This window comes from Micromonospora sp. URMC 107 (assembly GCF_051386315.1).
In the GTDB taxonomy this organism is placed as follows: Bacteria; Actinomycetota; Actinomycetes; order Mycobacteriales; family Micromonosporaceae; genus Micromonospora.
The window spans coordinates 23,761-45,108 of record NZ_JBPQTK010000012.1; the positions used below are offsets into that span (position 1 = coordinate 23,761).

The window sequence follows — 21,348 nt, forward strand, 5'->3', positions numbered from 1 at the left end:
GCCGGTGGGGGCGGAGTGGTCCATCCCGCCCTCACCGGGCCGCCGCTGAAGAGGTAGGACCTCATCGTGAGACATGGCAAGTACCCGCTGATCGTCACCTTCCTGGTGCCGCCGGTGCTGCTCTACGTCATCTTCGTCGTGTCGCCGTACCTGCAGGCGTTCCAGATCTCCACGACCGACTGGCTCGGCTACTCGCCCGACGCCAACTCCGTCGGGCTGGCGAACTTCAGGACGCTGTGGAACGACGACTACGTCTGGAACGCGTTGAAGAACAACGCGATCCTGCTGGCGCTGGTTCCGGTGCTGACGATCGTGCTGGGCCTCTTCTTCGCCACCATGCTCAACATGGGCGGCCGGAAGGGGCGGGCCGGGGTCAGCGGGGTGCGCGGCTCGTCGTTCTACCGCACGGTCTACTTCTTCCCCCAGGTGCTCTCCGTCGTGATCATCGCGCTGCTCTGGAAGGAGGTCTACCACCCGAACAAGGGCCTGCTCACCAGCGCCCTGAACGGCGTCGGTCTCGCCGCGCCCACCTGGCTCGGCGACCCGCGGACCGCCTTCTGGTGCGTCCTCGCCGTGATGATCTGGAGCAACGTCGGCTTCTACGTGGTGCTCTTCGGCGCGGCCATGTCGGCCATCCCCAAGGAGATCTACGAGGCGGTCATGCTCGACGGCGCCTCCCGGCTGACCACGCTGCGCAAGGTGACCATCCCGCTGCTCTGGGACACCGTCCAGGTCGCCTGGGTCTACCTGGCCATCTTCGCCCTCGACGGGTTCATCCTGGTGCAGCTGATGACCAACGGCGGCCCCAACTTCTCCACCGACGTCATCGGCGTGCGGATGTACGACACGGCGTTCGGCAGCGAGACCAAGTTCGGCTACGCCTCGGCGATCGGCGTGGTGATGTTCTTCCTGACCCTCACGGTGGCGGTGCTGGCGCTGCGGGCCAGCAAGCGAGACAGGATCGAGTACTCGTGACGACTCTGGACAAGCCCGCACCCGTGGCGCTGCCCGCCGAGCCCGCCGGCCCCGCCGACCGCCCGGTACGCCGCGAGCTCGGCGTCGCCAACGTGCTGTCGCACGGCTTCCTGCTGTTCTGGGGCGCGCTGACCGTACTGCCGCTGCTCTGGATGTTCATCAGCTCGTTCAAGAGCAACGCGGAGATCCTGGCCGACCCGTGGGCGCTCCCCGACGCGCTGCGCTTCGACAACTGGTCCCGCGCCTGGAGCGGGGCGCACATCGGCCAGTACTTCCTCAACAGCCTCGTGGTGGTCGCCGGCTCGGTCACCCTCACCATGCTGATGGGCGCCACCGCCGCGTACGTCTTCGCCCGCTACGAGTTCCGGGGCAAGCAGGTCGTCTACTACCTGTTCGTGGGCGGGCTGATGTTCCCCGTGTTCCTCGCCCTGGTGCCGCTGTTCTTCGTGGTGCGCAACGCCGGCCTCTTCGGCACCTGGACCGGGCTGATCCTGGTCTACGCGGCCTACTCGCTGCCGTTCACGGTGTTCTTCCTGACCGCCTTCTTCCGTACCCTGCCCACCGCCGTCGCGGAGGCGGCCCTGGTCGACGGCTGTGGTCACTTCCGGCTCTTCTTCCAGGTGATGCTGCCGATGGCACGTCCGGGACTGATCAGCGTCGCCATCTTCAACTTCCTCAGCCACTGGAACCAGTTCCTGCTGCCCCAGGTGCTCATGCAGGGCGACGAGTCCAAGTGGGTGCTCGCCCAGGGGCTCGCCGCGCTCTCGGTCAACCAGGGCTACGCCGGGGACTACGCGCAACTCTTCGCCGGCCTCACCATCGCGGTGGTCCCGGTGCTGCTGGTCTACATCCTCTTCCAGCGCCAGGTCCAGTCCGGCCTCACCGCCGGCCAGCTCAAGTAACTCCGGCCCTTCGGCGACCGTTTCTGATCGCCGTTCGACGCGACCGCCCGGCGCCCGTGCCCGCGCCCGCGCACCGCGGCTGCCGGGGCGGCAGTGCCGAGTCGGCTCGCCAGCGCGGCTCGGCCATCTCGGTTCGGCTCGGCGGCGCGGCGCGGTACGGCCAGCTCGGCTCGTGCGCTGTCGAGCTGATGTCGTAGACGACTCAGCTCGACAGCGTCGTTCGACGAACCCGTCGGCGGGTCGCTCGCGCTGAACGCCGCCTGCGACCTCTCCCGGAGGGCGGTGGGGCCGATGGCCCTCGCCCCGGCGGGGTCAGGCCGTCGCCGGCACCAGCAGGGCGTGCAGGGCCCGCGGGTCGGTCACCTCGGGCAGGTCGCGGGCGGCGAGCCAGGCCGCCGCGGCGGCGCCGTCGCCGGCCGAGTGCAGCGGCGCGTCCGGCCACTGCCGGCCGACCTCCGCCCGCACCGCCGCGGCGAGCGGGGTGTCGCCGGTCAGCAGGCCGCCGCCGAGCACGATCGGGGAGGCATCGCCGGCCGGGCGGATCCGCGCGGCGCTCCGCGCCAGGTGCGCGGCGGCCTCGTCGATCAGCCCGCCGGCCACCGGCTCGCCGTCGACGGCGGCGGCGACCACCAGGGGCGCGAGCCGGGCCAGTTCCACGGGGGGCCGCCGGGTCACCGCCTGGACCAGGGCGTCGACGGTGTCCCGGGGGCGGGACGCCACCTCGGCGGGGCCCAGCAGCTCGGTGAGCACCGCGCTCGCCAGCCGGCCCGGCGCGTGCCCCCGGTCGAGGTCGGCGAGCAGCCGGCGGACCGCCTCCCGGCCCAGCCAGAAGCCCGAGCCCGCGTCGCCGAGCAGCCAGCCGTGACCGTCGGCGATTCGGTCCAGCCGTAGCCCCCGGACCCCGGCGGCGATCGCCCCGGTGCCGGCGATGAGCACCGTGCCGTCGGGGCTCGCGGTGCCCGAGGCGTACGCGACCAGCGCGTCGCCGTGCACCGCGTACGGGCAGCGCAGGCCGGCGTCGCGCCAGGCCCGGTCGAAGGCGTCCCGGCCGGCCGGGTCCGCGAGCAGTCGGCCCGCCCCGGCCAGCCCGATCGTGCCGCCGCGCACCCGGGCGGGATCGACGTCGGTGAGCGCCTCCCGCAGGGCGGCCAGGAGCTCGCCGGCGGCCCGCTCGGCCCCGTGGCTGGTGGGGTTGCCGCCGCCCGCCCGTCCGCTGCCCAGCCGCCGCCCGTCCAGGGCCAGGGCGGTCGCCCGGGTGGACGTACCCCCGACGTCGAGGCCGACCACGACGCTGTCGGACATCCGCACCCGCCCCTCCGATCGACGCCGCGTTCATGCTGGCCGGCCCGGCGGCGGCGGGCAAGGGGGTAGGCGGGTCCGCGGGCCGTGCGCCAGGTAACAGTTTGAAAACTTCGACCACAGCCTTGACACGGAGGGGCCTTTAGTAAGAACTTTTACCACTAACAGTTAACAGTCTTTTCCGAAAGGTGCCCCATGGTTGATCACGAGGTGGACACCTCCGCGGGGACCGCGGTGGTCGACGCCGGCGCGGTCGACCGGCGGGGGGCGCTCGGGGTCGGCTCCGAGGGCGTGCTGGCGCGGGTCCGGGCCGGCGCGGGCGAGCTGACGGGGGCACTGCGCCGCGTCGCCGAGCACGTGCTCAGCGATCCCGAGGCCGCCGCCCGGGCGACGATCGTGGAGCTGGCCGAACGCAGCGGCACCTCCCCGGCGACGATCACCCGGTTCTGCCGGGCGATGGGCTTCGAGGGCTACGCCGACCTGCGGCTCGGCATCGCCGCGGAGACCGGCCGGGCCCGCTCGGCGGGCTGGACCGTCGACATCGGACGCGAGATCCAGCCGAGCGACCCCCTCTCCCGGGTGCTCGACCAGATCATGGCCGCCGACACCCGCGCCATGCACGACACCGCCGCGCTGCTCGACCTCGCCGAGGTGGAACGGGCCGCCGTCGCCATCGCCGGGGCGTCCCGGGTGAACATCTTCGGCGCCAGCGGCAGCGCCCTGGTCGGCGAGGAGATGCAGTTCAGCCTGCACCGCATCGGGGTGGCGGCCTGGGCCTGGAACGACGTGCACGAGGGCCTCGCCAGCGCGGCCCTGCTGCGCCAGGGCGACGTGGCGCTCGGCATCTCGCACACCGGCCAGACCCGGGAGACCATCGAGATGCTCGCCGAGGCGGGCAGCCGGGGCGCGACCACCGTGGCGCTGACCGGGTTCCCGCGCTCGCCGCTGGCCGAGCTGGCCGACATCGTGCTGCTCACCGCCAGCCAGGCCACCACCTTCCGCCCCGACGCGCTGTCCGCCCGGCACCCCCAGCTGGTCGTGCTCGACCTGCTCTACATCGCCGTCGCCCAGCGCACCCACGACCGCGCCCACGCGGCCTTCCGGCGTACCGCCCAGGCCGTCGACGGGCACAAGGCCGCGAAGGGGGCCACCGCATGATCAGTGCCCAGGGGTACGCCGACGCCGTCCGGCCGGTGCTCGACCGGCTCGTCGACGCCAGCGCCGACGGCATCGGCGCCGCCGCCGACCTGATCACCGCCAGCCTGCGCGCCGGCGGGGTGCTCCAGGCGTTCGGCGCCGGCCACTCCGAGGCGTTCGCCGCGGAGCTGGTCGCCCGGGCCGGCGGCCTGGTGCCCACCAACCGGCTCTCCCTGCACGACCTGGTGCTGCACGGCGACGCCCCGCGCGACGTGCTCGCCGACCCGAAGCTGGAGCGCGACCCCGCCGTCGCCCACCAGCTCTACGCGCTGGCGGCCCCGCAGCCGCGGGACGTGTTCGTGGTGGCGTCCCAGTCCGGCATCAACGGCTCGGTGGTCGAGCTGGCGACGCTGGTCACCGGCCGCGGCCACCCGCTGATCGCGGTCACCTCGGTCGCGCACACCGCACGGGTCGCCCCGCGGCACCCGTCCGGCAGGCGCCTCGCCGACCTCGCCGACGTCGTGCTGGACAACGGCGCGCCGTACGGCGACGCACTGCTGCCGCTCGAGGGCGGCGGCGCGGTCTGTGCGGTCTCCTCGGTCACCGCGGCGCTGCTGGCGCAGCTGCTGACCGCCGAGGTCGTACGACGGTTCCACCAGGCCGGGGAGGTACCCCCTATCTACCTCTCCGCCAACGTCCCCGGCGGGGACGAGCACAACCACGCCCTCGAGTCGCGGTACGCCGGGCGCCTCCGGCGGACCGCCTGACCCGAACACCACAAGGAGAGACGACGATGTCGAATACCCCCGACAACCCGGCCGACCTGAGCCGCCGGACCGTGCTGCGTCGGGCCGCCGCGGTGGGCCTGCTCGCCACCCCCGCAGCCGGCCTGCTGAGCGCCTGCGCGACCAGCGGTGGCGACGAGAAGAACGAGCAGGTCGCCGGCGGCACCAAGAGCGCCACCAACCCGCTCGGCGTCGCCGAGGACGCGCCGATCGAGGTGGTCATCTTCAACGGTGGCTACGGCGAGAAGTACGCCACCGACGTGCACCAGCCGCTGTACAAGAAGGCGTTCCCGAAGGCCGAGATCAAGCACCAGTCGACCCAGGCCGTGTCCACGGTGCTCCAGCCGCGGTTCGCCTCGGGCAACCCGCCGGAGTTCGTCAACAACTCCGGCGAGAAGCTGATCGACTTCGGCTCCCTGGTCGCCGACGGCCAGCTGATGGACCTCACCGAGCTGTGGGACGCCCCGTCGGTCGACGACCCCAACAAGAAGGTCCGCGACACCGTGGTGCCGGGCACCGTCGAGGCCGGTTCGTTCAACGGCAAGCCGTACGTCCTGTACTACGTCTCCACCGTCTTCGGCATCTGGTACTCGGGCAAGCTGTTCAAGGACAACGGCTGGGCGCCGGCGAAGAACTGGTCGGAGTTCACCGCCCTGCTCGACCAGATCAAGGCCAAGGGCATCACCCCGTACGGCTACGCCGGGGCGAACGCCGCGTACTACCAGTGGAACGTGATCCTCACCCACGCGGCGAAGATCGGCGGCACGGACGTGCTGAAGAACATCGACAACCTGGAGGACGGCGCCTGGCAGCAGGACGCGGTCAAGCAGGCCGCCGAGGCGTGGGCCGAGATCGGCGCCAAGTACGTCGACAAGAGCTTCGAGGGGCTCAAGCACACCGACGTGCAGCTGCGCCAGAACCAGTACAAGCTGGCCTTCTACCCCAGCGGGGACTGGCTGGAGGGCGAGCAGAAGAAGGACACGCCGTCCGGCTTCGAGTACCAGCTGATGCCGGTGCCGAGCCTGTCCGCCTCGGACAAGCTGCCGGGCACGGCGCTGCGGGCGACCGCCGGTGAGGGGTACTTCGTCTCGGCCAAGAGCAAGAACCCCAAGGGCGGCCTGGAGTACATGCGCCAGATGCTCTCGGTGGCCGGCGCGAAGGGCTTCACCGAGGTGGTCAAGGCCCCGACGGTGGTCACCGCCGGCTCGGAGGGCTACGCCTTCCCGCCCGGCGTGGCCAGCTCGCAGAAGGCGCTCAAGGCCGCCGGCCAGGACGTGTTCAACCTGTACTTCGACGGCTGGTACAAGGAGCTCGACACGGAGGCCCGGACGGCCACCAACGAGCTGATGTTCGGCCGGATCAAGGCGGACGCCTTCGTGGAGCGGATCCAGAAGCGCGCCGACGCGATCAAGAAGGACAGCTCCATCGCCAAGTTCAAGCGCTGATCGGAGCGTGAGGTCATGCGGCACGGCAAGTATCCGTTCGTGATCGGGTTCCTCTTCGTCCCGGTCACGCTGTACGTGGTCTTCGTCATCGCGCCGTACGCGCAGGCGTTCCAGATCTCGATGACCAACTGGCGAGGGCTCTCGGCCCCGCAGTGGGTGGGCTTCGACAACTTCCGGAGGTTGTTCGACGACGACAACTTCTGGAAGGCGGTCCAGCACCACGGCGTACTGCTGCTTGCCCTGCCGCTGATCACCATCGCCATCGCGCTGTTCTTCTCGTTCCTGCTCAACGTGGGCGGCAAGAGCAGCGGCGGGCAGCGTCAGGGGGTCTGGGGGTCGAAGTTCTACCGGGTGGTGTTCTTCTTCCCCCAGGTCCTGGCGGTGGCCATCATCGCGGTGCTGTTCCAGATGGTCTACCGGCCCAACGAGTCCGGCCTGATCAACGGCGTGCTGATGAAGCTCGGCCTCGACCCGGTGCTCTTCCTGGTCCGGCCGAACCTGGCGCTCTGGTCGATCATCGGCGTGCTGGTCTGGCAGGCGGTCGGCTTCTACGTGGTGCTCTTCTCGGCGGGCATGGCCTCCATCCCCGGCGAGATCTACGAGGCCGCCGAGGTGGACGGGGCGAGCCGGGTGACGCTCTTCTTCCGGGTCACCCTGCCGCTGCTCTGGGACACCCTCCAGGTCGCCTGGGTCTACCTGGGCATCGCCGCGTTCGACGCGTTCGCCATCGTCTCGGTGCTCTCGGTGGACGGCGGCGGCCCGGACGGCGCGACCACCGTGCTGGCGATGGAGATCTACCGCAACGCCTTCGTCTACTCGAAGTACGGCTACGCCTCGGCCATGGGCGTGGCGCTGTTCTTCCTCACCCTCACGTTCGCGGCGTTGACGCTGCGGCTGACCAAGCGGGAAAGCGTGGAGTACTGATGAACCCGCAGACGACGCTGCCGCCGACACCGGCGGCGCTACCGCCGAAGACCGTCAAGCCGGGCGCCGCGGGTGGGCGCGGCGGCAGGGGCCGCCGCTCGGAGGTACGGCTCCTCGCCAAACTCGGGCACGTGGCGCTCGCGGTCTGGGCGGTGATCGTGATCGTGCCGATCCTCTGGACGTTCCTCGCCTCGTTCAAGAACACCACGGAGATCTTCAGCAGCCCGTGGACCCTGCCGGGCGAGCTGAGGTTCGAAAACTACGCCCGGGCGTGGAACAAGGCCAACGTCGGGCGCTACTTCCTCAACAGCGTGATCGTGGTGGCGTGCAGCACCTTCGGCACCATGCTGCTCGGCTCGATGGCCGCGTACGTGCTGGCGCGCTACAAGTTCTGGGGCAACCGGGCGATCTACTACCTGTTCGTCTCCGGGCTGGCCTTCCCGGTCTTCCTCGCCCTGGTGCCGCTCTTCTTCGTGGTGAAGAACCTGGGACTGCTGGACACGCACACCGGGGTGGTGCTGGTCTACATCGCCTACTCGCTGCCGTTCACGGTGTTCTTCCTGGCCGCGTTCTTCAAGACGCTGCCGTCGTCGGTCGCCGAGGCGGGGATGATCGACGGCTGCTCGCACACCCGGCTCTTCTTCCAGGTGATGATGCCGATGGCGAAGCCGGGCCTGATCAGCGTCGGGATCTTCAACATCATCGGTCAGTGGGGGCAGTACCAGCTGCCGCTCGTGCTGCTCTCCAACGCCAAGGACAAGTGGGTGCTCACCCAGGGCATCGCGGACATCTCGGTGAACGCCGGCTACGAGGCGGACTGGTCCGGCCTCTTCGCCGCCCTGACCATCGCCATCCTCCCGATGATCGTCGTGTACGCGATCTTCCAGCGTCAGATCCAGTCCGGCCTCACCTCCGGCGCGGTGAAGTGACCCGGTCGGGTCAGGGATGCCAGGAACGCCACAGGGCGGCGTACGGGCCGTCGGCCCGGACCAGCTCGTCGTGACTGCCGAGCTCGGTGATCCGGCCCCCCTCCAGCACCGCCACCCGGTCGGCGTCGTGGGCGGTGTTGAGGCGGTGCGCGATCGCGATGACGGTCCGCCCGGTGAGCAGGGCGGCCAGGGCACGCTCGGTGCGCCGGGCGGTGGTCGGGTCGAGGGCGGCGGTCGCCTCGTCGAGGATCAGCGTGTGCGGGTCGGCGAGCACCAGCCGGGCCAGCGCGAGCTGCTGGGCCTCGGCCGCCCCGAGCTGGTGCGCCCCGTCGCCGAGGAGGGTGTCGAGGCCGTCGGGCAGGCGGGTGTGCCAGTCGGCACCGACCGTGGCCAACGCCGCGCGCATCCGGTCGTCGGAGGCGTCCGGGGCGGCGAACGCGAGGTTGTCGCGTAGCGATCCGATGAAGACGTGGTGCTCCTGGGTGACCAGGGCGATGCGCCGCCGGCGCTCGGCCGGGTCCAGATCGGTCACGGGGCAGCCGCCGACGCTGACGACCCCCTCCCGGGGCGCGTCGATCCCGGCGAGCAGCCGCGCCAGGGTGGACTTCCCGGCCCCCGACGGCCCGACGAGCGCCAACCGCTCGCCGGGCCGCACCTGGAGGTCGATGCCGTGCAGCACGTCGGGTCCGCCGCCGTACGCGAACCGGGCGCCCCGCACGACCAGCCGCTCGTCCACCGGCGCGGCGGCCCGGCCGGGCCGCTCCGGCGGCACCTGGCCGACGCCGAGCACGCGGGCGAACGAGGCGAAGCCGCGCTGCGCCTGCTCGGTCCACTGGAGGATCCGGTCCAGCGGCTCGATCGCCTGTTGCAGGTAGAGCGTCGCGGTGACCACCGCGCCGAGGGACACCTCGCCCCGCGCGAGCAGGAGCCCACCGACCAGCAGCAGCGCGGCCACGGGCAGCGGGTAGCTGGCCTCCACCACGGTGAAGAACACGGTGCGCAGCGCCAGGGTCGCCCGCCGGGCGGCCCAGACCCGGGCGATGCGCGCGGTGCCGTGCCCGATCCGTTCGTCGGCGAGGCGGAACGCCTCGACCGTACGGGCGCCCTCCGCGGTGGTCGTCAGCGTCTCCGTCAGCTCGGCGGCGGCCGCCCCCTCGGCCAGGTACGCCGGGCTGGCCCGCCGTAGGTACCACCGGGTCACCAGCGCGATCGTCGGCAGCCCGGCGAGCGCGGCCAGCCCGAGCAGCGGGTGCAGCAGGAACACCGCCCCGAACAGCAGTGTCAGCTGCACCGAGGCGACGACGATGGTGGGCACCACGTCCCGGACGGTGGTGCCGACCGTCGCCACGTCGACCGAGCTGCGGGTCGCCAGGTCCCCGGAGCCGGCGCGCTCGACGACGCCGACGGGCAGGTTCAGCGTCCGCTCGACGAACTCCTCGCGCAGCCGGGCCACGGCGCGCTCGCCGAAGCGGTGGCCGGCGTAGCGCGCGTACCGCGACAGCAGCGCCTGGACCAGCACGGCCGCGCCGATCGCCAGGGCGAGCCGGTCGACGGTGGCGACGCCGGCCCCGGCGGAGACCCGGTCGACGATGGCGCCGAGCAGCCACGGCGGGGCGAGCCCGGCGACCGTGGCGGTCGCGTGCAGTGCCAGCACGACCGCGACGGCGCGCCGGTCGCGGGCGATCAGCTGGCGCGTCGCCCGGCGCACGGTGGCCCGGTCGGCGACCGGTAGCCCGCTCACCGCAGCGCCTGTTCGGCGTCGGCGTCGCCACGGGCCACGAGCCGCCGGTAGCCCGGGTCGCGGTCGAGCAGGTCGGCGTGGGTGCCGGTGGCGGTGACCCGCCCCGCGACCAGGTGCGCGACCTCGTCGGCCCGGCCCAGCAGCAGTGGCGAGGTGGTGAGCACGACGGTGGTCCGGCCGGCCCGCGCGTGGCGCAGCCGCTCGGCGATCCGCGCCTCGGTGTGCGCGTCCACCGCGGAGGTCGGCTCGACGAGGATCAGCACCTCCGGCTCGGCGAGCAACGCCCGGGCCAGCCGGACCCGTTGCCGCTGGCCGCCGGAGAGGGAGCGGGCGCGGGTGTCCAGCGGGGTGTCGAGCCCGCGCGGCAGGGCGTCGACGACGTCCTCGGCCGACGCGTCGTGCAGGGCGGCGGCGAACCGCTCGCGGTCGCCGTCGGGCCGGGCCCCGCGCAGCACGTCCCGCAGCGTCCCGGCGAACAGGTAGGCGTCGTGGTCGGCGACCAGGATGCGGGCCCGCACCTGCTCCAGTCCGACGCCGGTCAGCGGCACGCCGCCCCAGGAGGCGTCGCTGACGGTGTACCGGCCGAGCCGGTCGGCCAGCGCGAGGGCTTCCGCCGGGTCGGCGGCGGCCACCGCGGTGAGGCGGCCGGCCCGGACGGTCAGCCCGCTCGACGGGTCGTGCAGGTCGGCGGGACCGGCGGGGGCCGCGACCGGACCGGTGGGGAGCGGGACCGGGCCGGCGGGGACCGGGCCGGCGGGGCCGACAGGGCCGCCGGAGGGCGGGACCGGGCCGGCGGGGCCGGCCGGCTGCCGGCTGCCGGGAACCGTCGCCGCGCCGGCGCGGGCCGGCGTGTCGCGCGGCCCGCCGACGTCGTCCGGCGTGACGGCGAGCAGGGCCACGATCCGGCGGGCCGCGACCCGGCCCCGGATCAGCTGGTGGCCGCCCTCCAGCAGGAACCAGACCGGCACGACGAGCGTCGCGACGTAGCCGTAGACCGCGACCAGCTCCCCGACGCTGATGTCGCCGGTGACCGTCATCCGGGCCGACAGCCACACCACCGCCGCGAGGAAGAGCCCGGGGACGGCCACCGTCGCCGCGTCGATCCAGCTGTTCACGGCGCCGACCCGGTACCCCTCGGCGAGCAGGTCGCGGGAGCGGGCCGCGTACCGGCGGGCGAACAGGCCGCGGCCACCCACCCCGGCGAGCACCCGCAGCCCGGCCACGATGTCGCCCGACCGGGCGGTCAGCTCACCCTGCTGCTGCCGGTAGACCGACTCCGCCCGCTCCAGCCGGCGCAGCAGGGGAGCGACGACCAGGACGACCGACGGCACGCCCACCAGCACGCAGAGCGCGAGCAGGGGCGAGATCGACCAGAGCACGACGGCGACGACCAGGTACGCGACCACCGCGCCGACGCCGGGCCCGGTCACCGTCATCACCTGCGCCGCCCGGTCGATGTCCGTGCCGCCGACCGTGGCCACCTCGCCCGCCGCGGCCCGGCGCGGTAGCACGGCGCCGACCCGGGACAGCTGGCGGAGCACCACGGCGGCGGAGCGCGCCTTCGCGTCCTCCCGGATGAAGGTCATCGTGCGGTGCCGCATGATGCCCAGCCAGGACAGCCCGACGCCGGCGACGACGATCGCCGCCACCCACAGGGCCAGGGCCCGGGTGTCGCCGGTGCGCAGCCCGTCGTCCACGGCGCGGGAGATCAGGTAGGGCCGGACCGACAGCCCGGTCATCCAGGCCGTGCCGAGCAGGCTGCCGCGCAGCACCCGCCACGGCTGGCAGCGGACCAGCCACCACAGGTACCGCAGCGGCCCCCTGGTGTCCGGAGTGCCGGGCTCGGGATGGGGGATGCGTGGTGGCACCGGCCCACGCTACCGAGCCGGGGCACCGCCGCACCGCCCCGTTCCCACCGCCTGCCGACGTGTCGTCGCCGCCGGTCACGGCCGACCCGCCCAGCGGCGGTTGGCGCGTGGAGTGTCGCAGGGGCGAGGCAGAATCACGTCCGTGCTGGTGGCGGTGGTCTCGGACGAGCGGGGTGGGGGAGCGCTGCGGCCCCTCGACGCCGCCGGGCGCCCGGCCGGCCCGGTGCAGCCGGTCGCCGACCTGGCCGCCGCCGTCGCGGCCCGCGAGGCGGCGGACCGCCCGCGCTGGGTGTGGGCCTCCGGCGCGACGGTCTACCCCGCGCTGCTGCGCGCCGGGGTGCGGGTCGAGCGCTGCCACGACGTCGAGCTGACCGAGGCCCTGCTGCTCGGCCACGCCGGCCGCTGGGGCGAGCCCCGCTCGCTCGCGGCGGCCTGGGCCCGGCTGACCGGCGCGCCGGTGCCGGCCGACCCGCCGCCCCGCCCTGCCGCGCCGCCCGGCCACGGCCAGGGCGCGCTCTTCGACGCCCTGCCCGGCCCGCCGGGCCCCGGCGTCGAGGCGCTGACCCGCGTCTACGCCGACCAGCTCGCCCGGATCGCCGCGACCGAGCATCCCGGCCGGTTCCGGCTGCTGGTCGCCGCCGAGTCGGCCGGCGCGCTGATCGCCGTGGAGATGGGTGCCGCCGGGCTGCCCTGGCGGGCCGACGTGCACGACGAGCTCCTCGCCGAGCTGCTCGGCGAGCCGTCGCCAGTGGGCGGCCCACCCCGCCGGCTGGCGGAGCTGGCCGCGCGGATCGCCGACGCGTTCGGCGTACGCCAGCTGCACGCCGACTCCCCGGCGGAGCTGTTGCGGGCGTTCGCCCGGGCCGGCGTGGAACTGCCCAACACCCGGGCCTGGGTGCTGCGCGGGGTGGACCACCCGGCGGTGCCGCTGGTCCTGGAGTACAAGGAGCTCTACCGGATCTGGACGGCGCACGGCTGGGCCTGGCGCGACGCCTGGGTGCGCGACGGCCGGTTCCAGCCGGAGTACGTCCCGGGCGGGGTCGTCTCCGGCCGCTGGGCGACCCGGGGCGGCGGCGCGTTGCAGATCCCCAAGGTGATCCGCCGGGCGGTGGTGGCCGAACCGGGCTGGCGGTTCGTGGTCGCCGACGCCGGCCAGCTGGAGCCGAGGGTGCTCGCCGCGGTCTCCGGCGACGCCCGGCTCGCCGCCGCCGGTGGCGCGGGCGACCTCTACGCCGCCCTCGCCCAGGACGCCTTCGGCGGCGACCGGCCCCGGGCCAAGGTGGCGCTGCTCGGCGCGATGTACGGGCAGACCGGCGGGGCGGCCGTGCCGGCGCTGGCGGTGCTGCGGCGCAACTACCCGACGGCCTTCGGCTACGTGGAGGCGGCCGCCCGCACGGGGGAGGCCGGCGGGCTGGTGCGCTCCTGGCTGGGTCGCACCTGCCCGCCCGGCACCGCCGGATTCGGCGACCCCGACGCCGACCTCCCCGACGGCGGCGGCGATCCGCAGTCGCCGCGGGCGCGGGCGGCCCGGTCCCGGGGGCGGTTCACCCGCAACTTCGTCATCCAGGCCACCGCCGCCGAGTGGGCCTCGACCCTGCTGGCGACGCTGCGCGGCCGGCTCGCCAGCACCGGCGGCGAGCTGGTCTTCTTCCAGCACGACGAGGTGGTCGTGCACTGCCCGGCGGAGCGGGCCGACGCGGTCGCCGAGGCGGTCACCCGGTGCGGCGAGCAGGCCGCCGCGCTGCTCTTCGGCGACACCCCGGTCCGCTTCCCGCTGGACCTGTCGGTCGTCGACTGCTACGCCGACGCGGCGTGACGGCTTCCGCCCCGGTCAGGAGACGCCCGCTCCGGGGTTGGCGGCGTCCCACACGAGCCTGGTCGGCGCCGGCGACCACCTGGCCTTCGCGTTCGCGCACCGGTGGACGGAGCGCCGGCTGCGGGAGAGCCGGCTGGGCTGGACGATCCTGCGCAACGGGCTCTACGCCGAACTGTTCGGCCAGCTGGCCGCCCCGGTCGGCGGGGCGGTCACGGCCCCGTTCGGCACGGGGGCGCTGGCGGCGGTGGCCCGGCAGGACCTGGCCGACGCCGCCGTACGGGTCGCCGCCGACCCCGCCGCCCACCGCGGGCGCACGTACGAGCTGACGGGGCCCGTCGCGCTCACCGCGGCGGGCCTCGCCGCCGAGCTGGGCGCGCCCTACCGACCGGTGTCGCTGGGCGAGCGGCGTGCCGCGCTGGCGGGCCCGGGCCTGCTGGCGTTCCAGCCGGCCATGCTCATGTCCATCTACTCCGCCACGGCGGCCGGGTTCCTCGCGCAGACCCACGGTGACCTGGCGCGCCTGCTGTCGCGTCCGCCCCGCGACCCGATGCCGGTCGCGGTCGCCGCCGCCGGGACGCCGTCCTGACCGTCCGCACAGCCTCCCGCGCAGGGCCCGGGGAGGTTCCGCCCCGGTAACAGTTGCACTATTTTCCCTTTTCGCCCCGCTACCCGGTCCGCCTTGTCCTCGTTGCTCCCGATGTCCGTACGACGGAGCGGGCCGTGTCCTCGCGCCACGGCCCGCTCCACGGTGGAGGGGGCCCAGCTGAACCGGATCGCAGGAATGATCATCGCCGCGGGCGGGGGTCGTCGCATCGGCGGCCCGGAGGCGCTGCTGCACCAGGGAAAGAAGCCCCTGGTGAACCAGATGATCGACACGATGACCGAGGCGGGCTGCGAGCGGATCGTGGTCGTGCTCGGCGCCGCGGCCGACCAGGTCCGCGAGACGGCGGACCTGAGCCGGGCCACGGTGGTGATCAACAGGGCGTGGGGGACCGGCGTCGGCTCGTCGATTCGGGCCGGCCTGGCCGCGCTCGACGACGAGGGCATCGAGGCGGTCGTGGTGGTGCCGGTCGACATGCCCGGCCTGACCGCCGCCGCCGTGCGCCGGGTGGTCGCGCTGCCGTACCCCGACGTGCTGGTCTGCGCGACCTACGACGGGCTGCGCGGCTACCCGATGCTGTTCGGGCGTCGGCACTGGTCCGGCATCGCCACGCTGGCCAGCGCGGACGTGGGCGCCCGGCCGTACCTGCTGGCGCACAAGGACCAGATCGTCGACATCTCCTGCGACTCGGTGGCCGACGGCAGCCGGGTCGACACTCCGGAACTGATGGCGCTCTACGGGCTGACCGTCCCACCCCAGCGCGTCGGCGTCTGACCCGCCCCCACGGCGGCTGGTCCCTCCGCTAGCGTCGGCGGGGCGCGGCACCCGTCGCCGCGCGCGACGCCGGCCGGCTGGTGGCCCGCCGGCAACGGGGAGGTCCGCCGATGATCGGCACGTTGACCCGGCACGTCGCCGGGGCGGTCGTCGCCTGGCTGGTGTACGTCGCCGAGGGGTGGGTCGGCCTCCTGGCGCGGCTCGCGTTGGCCCAGGTCGCCGACGCCGGCCCGGGCGGGCCACTGGCCAGGCCCTTCATGGTGCTAGACGCCGCCCTCCCGGGTGCCGTCCTGGTGCTGCTCGTGGTGGTGCCGGCGGTCGTCATCGGCGACGTCGCCCTCGCCCGCCGTGGCGCGTTCGCCCGCACGCTGGCGGCCTGCGGGGTGGCCGTGTTCCTCGTCGGCCTGTACGTCGCCGGCATCGCGGCCGTCACCGGGGCGGTCGTCGCCGACGCGGCGCTGGCCTGGTCCTTCACGACGGCGGTCGTGCTCTGCCCGGTGGTGGCCCACGCGGCCGTGGTGCAGGGGTCGCGGGCGGCGACCGGATGGCTGGCCCGCCGGCGCCGCCCCGGCCCGCCGGCCCCGCTCGCTCCGGCCGGGTCCCCGGTGGCCCGCCCCGGCGGTCCCGAGGCCCCGTGACCGCGTCCCGCCCGCCGACCGACCTGGTCCCCGCCGACGTGCCGGCCGAGCAGCTCACCCACAACACGCTCAACGGGGTGACCGGCGGCATCTGGCGTACCCACCGCGACGGCCGGCCGGCCGTGCTGAAGCTGGTCACCCCGCCGGGCCGCCCCGGGCCGGCGCACTGGGCCGGCAGCGACGAGCCGGGGCACTGGAACTACTGGCGCCGGGAGGTCGAGGCGTACCGCAGCGGCCTGGCCACCGCCGCGTACGCCGACGCCGGGCTGGCCGCGCCGAGGCCGCTGGCGGTCGACGACCGGCCGGACGGCTCGGTCGCGCTGTGGCTCTCCGAGGCGGTCGGCCGGCCGGGCGTCGCCTGCACGCCCGCCGACCTCGGCGAGGTGGCGGTCCGGCTCGGCGTCGGGCACGCCCGCCGGCTCGGCGACCCCGAGGCCCGGGACCTGCTGCCCGGCGGTCGCTCGCCGGGCTGGCTGGCGCGCGACTGGCTGCGCGACTACACGCTGAGCCGGCCGGTGGCCGCGCCGGTGCCGTGGGAGCACCCGGTCGCCGTCGCCGCCTGGCCGCGCCCCCTGCGCGACGCGCTGCGGGCGCTGTGGGAGCGGCGGCACGAGGTGCTCGCCGGCACCGACCGGCTGCCCCGTACGCTCTGCCACCACGACTGCTGGCCGATGAATCTGGTGTTCGCCGCCGACGGCCCGGTGCTGCTGGACTGGTCCGGCGTCGGCCCGGGGCCGGTCGGCGAGGACGCGGCCAACCTGGTGCTGGACACCTTCCTCGACGGGCTGGTCGACGTCGCGCTGCTCGACGAGGTGGCCGCCACCGTGGTCGACCGCTACGCCGAGGGGCTGCGCGGCGCCGTCGCGCCGGAGGTGGTGGCCCGGGCCGTCCGGCTCACCGGTGCGGCCAAGTACTTCTGGCTGGCGCCCCTGATGCTCGGCCGGCTCGGCCGCTCCGCCATCAGCGCCACCTACGACGCCCGCGACGAGGCCGGCATGATGGCGGGCCGTCGGCCCGTGCTGGAGCTGCTCGCCCGTTGGGCCGCCGAGGCATGGGACTGACCGGCCGGGGGGAGCCGTCAGACGTCGATGTTGAAGCGTTGCAGCACCGACGGGGCGACCAGCCCGGCCGCCGCGAGCACCGAGATCGCGGTCAGTACGGCCCGGACGACCACCACCTCGGTCTTGCTGCCGGCCCGCAGGGCGATCTTGTTCGGCAGCCCGATCGGCGTCCACATCCGGCGCTTGATCGGGATGGGCCAGAGGATGGGCACCCCGGCCCGGGTGATCATGTCGCCGAGGATGTGCACGAAGCAGCCCACCCCGACGGCGGTGCCGATCAGCGGATAGCCCCGGCCGCCGGGCAGGTTGGCGAAGGTGTACCAGGCGGCGGCGGCCGACGCGAGGGTCACGATGACCCAGCCGGCGCGTTCCGCCCACTTGTCGAACAGGCCCCGCAGCGCCAGCCCGAACATGAAGAACAGGATGCCGATGACCGCCCACTTGCCGTACGCGGCGCAGAGCGTGGTGGTGCCCCAGCCCACCAGCAGGGTGAACGGGATGGTGTGGGTCAGCGTGCGGTGGCCGTTGTTGCGGCGCGGATCCTTGCTGAGCTTCGTCGCGTAGTAGACCCCGAGCGAGACCTTCTCCATCACCTCGGCGATGAAGAGCGAGAACACGCCGAAGGTGCGGGCGACCGTCGCCCCGCCCTGGTTGCGGGTCACCTTGCCGGACAGGTCGAGGTCGGGGAAGAGCGCCCCGCCCGCACAGACCGCGGTGCCGACGGCGAGTTCCAGCGGGGACTGGTGGTAGTCGGCGAAGTGTTGCAGCGCCCAGGACCCGGCCAGCCACACCGCCGCGCCGGACAGCGCGTGGGACGGTCCCATCATGTCGGCTCACCCTCCCCAGGGATCTTGAGCGCCAAAACTACGCCACTGTAGTTCGCCGGTGCGGCGCAGGGGCATCGCCCGGACGGTCCACGAGGGACGGTGGCGGGGAGGGGGTGGGTGGCTCCGCCGCACCGGCAGGAAGTATGCCGCGCCGGGCGGCGGACGGGGCCGGTCTGTCGGCCACCGGACTGCGCAGGCGGCGCGGGCCGCTCAGCAGGCGCCGCCGACGGCGAGCAGGTTCCCCTCGGGGATGGTGATCTTCTGGCGGGCCCCGCCGAGCCGGGCGGCGGCGCGTCGGGCCTGCGTCGGGCCGTGCTCGCGGCACGCCGTCGCGTACGTGCCGGCGGTCCGGGCGGCGATCGTCGCCCAGCCGTACCGCTGGCCGACCATGGTGCGCGCCCGCCGGGCCACCCGCCGGGCGAAGACCTCGTCGCCGAGGAGCTGGTCGACCGCCTCGCCGAGGGCGCCCGGATCGCTGTGCGGGAAGGTCACCCCGGTCACGCCCGGCTCGACGATCTCCGCGAGGCCGCCGGTGCGGGCCACGGCCAGCGGCGCGCCGGCCGCGGCGGCCTCCAGGGCCACCATCCCGAACGGCTCGTAGAGGCTCGGCACCACGGTCGCGTCGGTGGCGCCGAGCAGCGCCGGGAGCCGGGTCGAGTCCAGGAAGCCCGAGAAGCGTACGGTCTGCCCGAGCGCGAGGCGGCGGGTCTCCTCCTCCAGCTCGGCCCGGTAGGGGCCGTCGCCCGCGATGACCACCCGCAGCCCGGGGTGCCGGTCGCGCAGGTACGGCACGGCGCGCACCAGGTGCTGCACGCCCTTCTCGTAGACCAGCCGGCCGGCGTACCCGACGAGCGGGCCGTCGCCGGCGAACCGGGCCCGGGCGGCGGTGACCGCCCCCGGCCGGGCGCGCCAGGCCCGGTCGTCGACGCCGTTGGGCACCACGTCGATCTGCCCGGTCGGCACGTCGAAGAGCGTGGTGACCTGCTCGCGCATGTAGCCGGAGCAGGCGATCACCCGGGCGGAGGCGTTGCTCAGCCAGTGTTCGACGCCGTGGATGGTGCGGTTCATCTCCTCCGGCAGCCAGCCCTGGTGCCGGCCGGCCTCGGTGGCGTGGATGGTGGTCACCAGGGGCAGGTCGAGGTGCTCGCGCAGGGTCGTCGCGGTGTGCGCGACGAGCCAGTCGTGGGCGTGGATGACGTCGTAGGAGCCGGCCTCGGTGGCGCGCAGGGCGGCGCGGGTGAGGGTGTGGTTGAACGCCATGGTCCAGGCGAGCAGGGAGGAGGTGGCCAGGGGGAAGGTGACCGGGTCCTCGGCGGCGCGGACGATGCGGACGCCGTCGGCGTACTCCTCCAGGGGTGCGCCCTCGCTGTGCCGGGTGACGACGGTGACCTCGTGCCCGGCGGCGGCCAGGGCGACCGAGAGGGCGTGCACGTGCCGGCCGAGGCCGCCGACCAGGACCGGCGGGTACTCCCAGGAGAGCATCAGCACCCGCTGCGGCCGGGCGGGATGGATGTCGATCACGTCGGCGTCAGGCGACATGCGGCCCCCTTTGAGTTGTCCCGAGTGCGCGCCGACGGCACGGGACCGGTGCCCGTGACGGTCGCGACTGGATCGGGACCCATCCTGCTGGTGGCCGGCTAACCAGCGGAGACGACGCCGTTGCGGTCGTGTAAAGCGCTACCGGCCATTCCTGCGGGCGCGCAGCAGCTCGGCGACCGACCACGCCTGGAACGGGCATCCGGTGGCGGCGTGCGGCGCGAGGCCGTCGGCCGTCTCACTCACCGATCCTAGGCCAAATTCGGTCAGATGGGCCTCGACGCCGACGAAGAGTTCATCGATCGGCATCTTGGCCCGCCGGGCGGCGTCGGCGTACGGGCCGAGCAGCCAGGGCCAGACGGTGCCCTGGTGGTAGGCGCCGTCCCGCTCGGCCGGACCGCCCCGGTGCCGCCCGACGAACTCGGGCGAGTCGGGGGAGAGGCTGCGCGGGCCCAGCGGGGTGAGCAGCCCGCCGGCGACCCGGCGCAGGGTGGGCTCGTCGGGCTCCAGCGGGGCGTACGGCAGCGACCAGGCCAGCAGCTGGTTGGGGCGGAGCAGGTCGTCGTCGTGGTGCGCGGCCCCACCCAGCGGGTACGCCGGCGCGGGCGCGTCCACCACGTCGTGCAGCCAGCCCGTCGGGGCCGGGAACCGGTCCCGGAACGCGGCGCGGGCCCGCTCGTGCAGTCGCCACAGGTCGCCCGCGTCCCGCCCCGCGAGTTCGGTCAGCTCGGCCAGGCCGGCCAGCCCGTTGACCCAGAGCGCGTTGACCTCCACGGGCTTGCCCGTGCGCGGGGTCACCGGCACCCCGTACACCCGGGCGTCCATCCAGGTCAGCGCCGTGCCCGGGGTGCCGCCCTGGGTGAGCAGCCCGTCGGCCGGGTCGACGGCGATGCCGAACCGGGTGCCGGCCAGGTGCGCGTCGACCACCCCGTGCAGCGCGGGCAGCAGCTCGTCGCCGAGGTCGGTGTCGCCGGTGACGGTGACGTGCCGGCTGACCGCGTGCAGGAACCACAGGGTCGCGTCGACGGTGTTGTACTCCACCCGCCCGGTGTCGGCCGTGTTGGCGAGCATCCCCTCCGACAGCGTCGCCGCGTACGCCCGCAGCAGCTCCCGGCCCTCGTCGGCCCGGTTCGTGCAGAGGAGCAGCCCCTCGTAGGAGATCATCGTGTCCCGCGACCAGGCGCCGAACCACGGGTAGCCGGCCACCACGTCCGGCCCGGTGGCCGTGCCGACCACGAACGCGTCGGCGGCCAGCGCGAGCGTCGCCTCGACCGGGTCGGCCGGCTTCGCCGCGGCCACCACCCGCCGGTTGCGGGCCCGGGCCGCCGCGACCACCTCGGTCGCCGGGGGCGGCTCCTCGGCCAGCTCGCCGGCCCACGCGAGCACCGACACCGTGTCGCCCGGGCGCTCCAGGGCGCCGGAGAACCGGCCCGCGTACCAGAGGTCCTCGTCGGGGTTCAGGCCCCGCGCGGCCTCCTCCCGGTGGTGGGCGCCGAGCCACCACTGGCCCTGCGGGGTCCAGTCCGGTCCGGCGAGCCGGAACGCGCCCTCGACCACGGCCCCGTCCGGCACCGGCTCCACCCGTGGGGCCGGGCCGTCGGCGCGGCGCTCGCCGTGCGCGTCGCGCCAGGTGCAGACCGCCGCCAGGTCGAGGCGCACCGGCCCGCCGGAGACCAGCCGGTGCACCACGGCCACGCAGGAGCGACCGTGCGTCATCGCCAGCTCCCGCTCGATCACCACGTCGCCGACGCGCCAGCGCCACCGGGGCAGGCCGTCGGTCAGCTCGAACCGCTCCAGCAACTCGAAGCCGCGCGGGTCGACGTCGCCGGAGGCCCATTCGTGCGCGCCCAGGCGCACCTGGGCGCCGGAGGGGAACAGCACGGCCGGGTCCAGGCCGACCAGTCCCACCCGGCGGGACGCCGGCGTCTCGCCGGCCACCACGAGCAGGCCGTGGTACCGGCGGGTGCGCAGCCCGCTCACCGTGCCGGTGGCGTAACCGCCGAGACCGTCGGTGACCAGCCACTCCCGGGCGGCGCCGCCGCTCAGGTCGCCGCAGACCTGCGGACCGAAGCGAATGTCGATCAACTTTC

General features: G+C 74.5%; 18 protein-coding genes. 12 read left to right on the plus strand and 6 right to left on the minus strand.

Going from position 1 to position 21,348, the window contains the following annotated elements; translation table 11 throughout:
• Positions 1-66: 66 nt before the first annotated feature.
• Positions 67-975: a carbohydrate ABC transporter permease gene (locus tag ACSNN9_RS04635; protein ID WP_436671364.1), complete on the plus strand. Its 909-nt coding sequence runs from the start codon at positions 67-69 to the stop codon at positions 973-975.
• Complete coding sequence (locus tag ACSNN9_RS04640) at positions 972-1,877, plus strand: carbohydrate ABC transporter permease (RefSeq protein WP_436671365.1); 906 nt, start codon at positions 972-974, stop codon at positions 1,875-1,877. The genes ACSNN9_RS04635 and ACSNN9_RS04640 overlap by 4 nt, the downstream gene beginning before the upstream one ends.
• A 312-nt stretch (positions 1,878-2,189) precedes the next feature.
• Here the strand turns inward: ACSNN9_RS04640 and ACSNN9_RS04645 are convergent, their stop codons facing one another.
• Entirely contained in the window at positions 2,190-3,179 is a 990-nt protein-coding gene (locus ACSNN9_RS04645; RefSeq protein WP_436671366.1) for an N-acetylglucosamine kinase, read from the minus strand.
• Positions 3,180-3,371: 192 nt separating this feature from the next.
• Between ACSNN9_RS04645 and ACSNN9_RS04650 the strand changes: the two genes are divergently transcribed.
• Genes ACSNN9_RS04650 through ACSNN9_RS04670 form a run of 5 tightly spaced genes read left to right on the plus strand, consistent with a single transcriptional unit; the run spans position 3,372 to position 8,396 of the window.
• Positions 3,372-4,334: a MurR/RpiR family transcriptional regulator gene (locus ACSNN9_RS04650; RefSeq protein ID WP_436671367.1), complete on the plus strand. Its 963-nt coding sequence runs from the start codon at positions 3,372-3,374 to the stop codon at positions 4,332-4,334.
• Positions 4,331-5,080: an SIS domain-containing protein gene (locus ACSNN9_RS04655; protein ID WP_357881406.1), complete on the plus strand. Its 750-nt coding sequence runs from the start codon at positions 4,331-4,333 to the stop codon at positions 5,078-5,080. The genes ACSNN9_RS04650 and ACSNN9_RS04655 overlap by 4 nt, the downstream gene beginning before the upstream one ends.
• A gap of 26 nt (positions 5,081-5,106) precedes the next feature.
• Complete coding sequence (gene ngcE, locus ACSNN9_RS04660) at positions 5,107-6,543, plus strand: N-acetylglucosamine/diacetylchitobiose ABC transporter substrate-binding protein (protein ID WP_436671368.1); 1,437 nt, start codon at positions 5,107-5,109, stop codon at positions 6,541-6,543.
• Positions 6,544-6,558: 15 nt separating this feature from the next.
• On the plus strand, positions 6,559-7,467 hold the full coding sequence (locus ACSNN9_RS04665; protein WP_436671369.1) for a carbohydrate ABC transporter permease: 909 nt from the start codon (positions 6,559-6,561) through the stop codon (positions 7,465-7,467).
• Positions 7,467-8,396 carry a carbohydrate ABC transporter permease gene (locus tag ACSNN9_RS04670; RefSeq protein WP_436671370.1) on the plus strand — a complete coding sequence of 310 codons (930 nt, stop codon included), beginning with the start codon at positions 7,467-7,469 and terminating at the stop codon, positions 8,394-8,396. Before ACSNN9_RS04665 ends, ACSNN9_RS04670 begins: the two co-directional genes overlap by 1 nt.
• A 10-nt stretch (positions 8,397-8,406) precedes the next feature.
• Here the strand turns inward: ACSNN9_RS04670 and ACSNN9_RS04675 are convergent, their stop codons facing one another.
• Both ACSNN9_RS04675 and ACSNN9_RS04680 read right to left on the minus strand, forming a co-directional pair.
• On the minus strand, positions 8,407-10,137 hold the full coding sequence (locus ACSNN9_RS04675) for an ABC transporter ATP-binding protein (protein WP_436671371.1): 1,731 nt from the start codon (positions 10,135-10,137) through the stop codon (positions 8,407-8,409).
• Positions 10,134-12,005 carry an ABC transporter transmembrane domain-containing protein gene (locus ACSNN9_RS04680; protein WP_436671372.1) on the minus strand — a complete coding sequence of 624 codons (1,872 nt, stop codon included), beginning with the start codon at positions 12,003-12,005 and terminating at the stop codon, positions 10,134-10,136. The genes ACSNN9_RS04675 and ACSNN9_RS04680 overlap by 4 nt, the downstream gene beginning before the upstream one ends.
• Positions 12,006-12,117: 112 nt before the next feature.
• Here ACSNN9_RS04680 and ACSNN9_RS04685 point away from each other — a divergent pair, with 112 nt between their 5' ends.
• The 5 genes from ACSNN9_RS04685 to ACSNN9_RS04705 all read left to right on the plus strand — a co-directional run bounded on the left by ACSNN9_RS04685 (position 12,118) and on the right by ACSNN9_RS04705 (position 16,895).
• Positions 12,118-13,821, plus strand: coding sequence for a bifunctional 3'-5' exonuclease/DNA polymerase (locus ACSNN9_RS04685; RefSeq protein ID WP_436671373.1), 1,704 nt, complete (start codon positions 12,118-12,120; stop codon positions 13,819-13,821).
• A 37-nt stretch (positions 13,822-13,858) separates the two neighbouring features.
• Entirely contained in the window at positions 13,859-14,407 is a 549-nt protein-coding gene (locus ACSNN9_RS04690; RefSeq protein WP_436671374.1) for a hypothetical protein, read from the plus strand.
• A 195-nt stretch (positions 14,408-14,602) separates the two neighbouring features.
• Positions 14,603-15,196 (plus strand): nucleotidyltransferase family protein, encoded by a 594-nt coding sequence (locus tag ACSNN9_RS04695; RefSeq protein ID WP_357874458.1) that lies wholly within the window; start codon positions 14,603-14,605, stop codon positions 15,194-15,196.
• Positions 15,197-15,306: 110 nt separating this feature from the next.
• Positions 15,307-15,834 carry a hypothetical protein gene (locus tag ACSNN9_RS04700; protein WP_436671375.1) on the plus strand — a complete coding sequence of 176 codons (528 nt, stop codon included), beginning with the start codon at positions 15,307-15,309 and terminating at the stop codon, positions 15,832-15,834.
• Complete coding sequence (locus ACSNN9_RS04705; RefSeq protein ID WP_436671376.1) at positions 15,831-16,895, plus strand: phosphotransferase; 1,065 nt, start codon at positions 15,831-15,833, stop codon at positions 16,893-16,895. Before ACSNN9_RS04700 ends, ACSNN9_RS04705 begins: the two co-directional genes overlap by 4 nt.
• Positions 16,896-16,912: 17 nt before the next feature.
• Here ACSNN9_RS04705 and ACSNN9_RS04710 read toward each other — a convergent pair whose 3' ends face one another.
• From ACSNN9_RS04710 to ACSNN9_RS04720, 3 genes are all read right to left on the minus strand, one after another.
• Positions 16,913-17,722: a metal-dependent hydrolase gene (locus ACSNN9_RS04710; protein ID WP_436671377.1), complete on the minus strand. Its 810-nt coding sequence runs from the start codon at positions 17,720-17,722 to the stop codon at positions 16,913-16,915.
• A 210-nt stretch (positions 17,723-17,932) separates the two neighbouring features.
• Positions 17,933-19,261 (minus strand): glycosyltransferase family 4 protein, encoded by a 1,329-nt coding sequence (locus ACSNN9_RS04715; RefSeq protein ID WP_436671378.1) that lies wholly within the window; start codon positions 19,259-19,261, stop codon positions 17,933-17,935.
• A 138-nt stretch (positions 19,262-19,399) separates the two neighbouring features.
• A complete protein-coding gene (locus tag ACSNN9_RS04720; RefSeq protein WP_436671379.1) occupies positions 19,400-21,343 on the minus strand; it encodes an amylo-alpha-1,6-glucosidase in 1,944 nt (647 codons plus the stop codon).
• Between the last annotated feature and the right edge of the window lie 5 nt (positions 21,344-21,348).